Origin of the sequence: Protofrankia sp. Cas8, assembly GCF_963555845.1 — a bacterium.
In the GTDB taxonomy this organism is placed as follows: Bacteria; Actinomycetota; Actinomycetes; order Frankiales; family Frankiaceae; genus Protofrankia.
This window is the reverse complement of record NZ_CAUVXI010000054.1, coordinates 24,117-26,367: the sequence shown is the minus strand read 5'-3', so window position 1 is coordinate 26,367 and position 2,251 is coordinate 24,117. Positions and strand designations below refer to the sequence as shown.

The 2,251-nt window shown below is 57.8% G+C and carries 3 protein-coding genes; 2 read left to right on the top strand and 1 reads right to left on the bottom strand.

Going from position 1 to position 2,251, the window contains the following annotated elements; all coding sequences use genetic code 11:
* The coding region (locus U9977_RS10715) for an HNH/ENDO VII family nuclease (protein ID WP_322749071.1) at positions 1-600 on the top strand (600 nt) is incomplete at its 5' end.
* Positions 601-604: 4 nt separating this feature from the next.
* Positions 605-1,006, top strand: coding sequence for an ankyrin repeat domain-containing protein (locus tag U9977_RS10710; RefSeq protein ID WP_322749070.1), 402 nt, complete (start codon positions 605-607; stop codon positions 1,004-1,006).
* Between the two features lie 587 nt (positions 1,007-1,593).
* Here the strand turns inward: U9977_RS10710 and U9977_RS10705 are convergent.
* On the bottom strand, positions 1,594-2,251 hold a 658-nt coding region (locus U9977_RS10705), incomplete at its 5' end, for an IS630 family transposase (RefSeq protein WP_322749069.1).

The window sequence follows — 2,251 nt, the reverse complement described above, 5'->3', positions numbered from 1 at the left end:
TATGGGCCGGGTGCGTCGGATTCTCCGGTGTTTACGGGGCCGACGGCGTCGGCTGGTGCGGGGGCTGCTCCGGCGGACACACAGGTGACCGTGTCGGGGTTTGCCGGGTTGGGGTGTGCGGTGTCGGCGGGGGTGGTGCCGTTGGTGGGGGCGTGTGTGCCGCCGTTCCCGGTGTTTCCGGGTGATCTGGTGGATTCCCCGGTTACGATCTTTCCGGGTGCGGAGCTGGGTCCCAATACCACGATCTTCCCAAGTCTCGAGGGTCTACTAGACGGCGCTACTATTCTTGAAGCCCGTAAGAAGAACGACGATCCAGCGGCCAGCCGAGTTAGGTTACGGAAAAAGGTAAAAGAGAAGATCCTTGAAGATGCCCCACGGGATGCCGATGGTAATCTGATCGACCCAAATACTGGTCGGCGGATCGAAGGTAATCCTGACATCGGTCACAAGCCAGGTCGCGAGTGGCGGCGGACGCAAGAACGAGCGCGACCTGAATGGTGGACCCGCGACCAAGTAATCGAGGATCGGAATAATTCGGATATCTATCAGTTGGAGGATCGGTTTTCCAATAGGTCCCATCGCTATGAGGATCCGAGGTGAGAAAATGGACCGAATGAAGCGTACACCCTTGCATTATGCAGCAGTAGATAACGATGTTGAGCGGGTTGTGGAGCTCCTCGCAGATGGGCACGATCCAAATGTTGCGGATATCGAGGGATTTACCCCGTTGCATTTCGCAGCTCAGGATTATTCTGTTGCGGCAGCACGGGCGCTTTTGGATGCTGGGGCGACGATTGACAGCGTGGACAAATTCGGTAACACGCCTCTGTCAAAGGCGGCCTTCAACTCGCGTGGTCGAGGTGAACTTATTTCCCTGCTACGGGAGCGTGGCGCTGACCCATGGCGGGCTAACAACTACGGACAAACACCCGTGGGACTTGCTCGGCTGATCGCAAACTATCCTGTTGCACAGTTTTTCGAAGATCTTCCGGAAGAGTCCCCTTGATAGGTGTCCACAACTGGTCAATACCTTATTTCCGGTAAAATATGGCCCTGTAAAGAAATAACTACATCTTCTATTACCTACGCTGCCGCCAGCGCCGCAAGAGTGTAATTCCACTCACCGTGGAACATATGCGGCTCTTCGCAGTGAGCGCCGGGGATCTGTGCGGATTTGTTGCCGCGGGGGGACGGTGCGTCCGGGCAGGGCACGGACGGTAACTGCGCCTCGGTGGGGGGTCCGTCGCCGCTGGCGACTACCTGCCTGCCGGACGAGCCCGGACCTGATCCGGCTGCGGGTGGTGCCGGCCGTTCATCCGGTGGCGGTAGGCCTCCTGCCCCGCCGATCAACCCCGACTCACCCACCAACCCCGACGACGAGAACCCGATCGATACTGGTGGATGGGACCTGCCAGAAGCTGGTGGAGTGGAGGCTGGTACGACCCCCGACCTCGTCCACAACGCCAACGAGGTGTGTGGTGTAGCAAGTCTTCCTAATCTGAATGGAAAAACCTTCGACGAAGCAGAAGCGGAGATCTTCGGTCAAGGGTTCAAATTCAAGTCAGAGACTAGTGTCTCGTGATTCCACTGACTTTACTTTCTGTTGTTGTCGACAAGTTTCTTGATGTTGGTCTGGATAAGCTGGACTTTGGCGAGGATCTCGTCCGCGGTCGCAGTCCATGTGAATGGCTTCGGATTGCTGTTCCAGTGGGCGATGTAGTCCCGGATCTGCTGGATGAGAAGCTGTACGGAGGTGAAGGTACCGCGGCGGATCGACTGATGGGTGATGATACCGAACCACGTTTCGATCTGATTGATCCACGACGATCCGACCGGGGTGAAGTAGAAATGCACGTGCGGGTTCTCCTCCAGCCATGCCTCAACATCGGGCGTGGTGTGGGTGGAAAGATTGTCCAGCACGACATGAATTTCCTTGCCGCCGTGAGGCTTGACAGCTTTCTTGAGAAAGGACAGGAATTCCGCGCCGTCATGAGTTGGTCGGCACTCCCCGAAAATTTCTCCGGTCGCGACATTCAACGCGGCGAACAGGTCGGTAGTGCCATGCCGGACGTAGTCGTGGGTGCGTTTCTCGCAGGCGTCGAACTCGATCGGCAGTAGTGGCTGGGTGCGGTCCAGCGCCTGGATCTGCGTCTTCTCGTCCAGGCTGAGCACGACAGCCTCACCGGGCGGATCAAGGTAAAGGCCAACGATGTCGGCGACCTTCTCCGCGAAGGCAGGATCCTTGCTGACC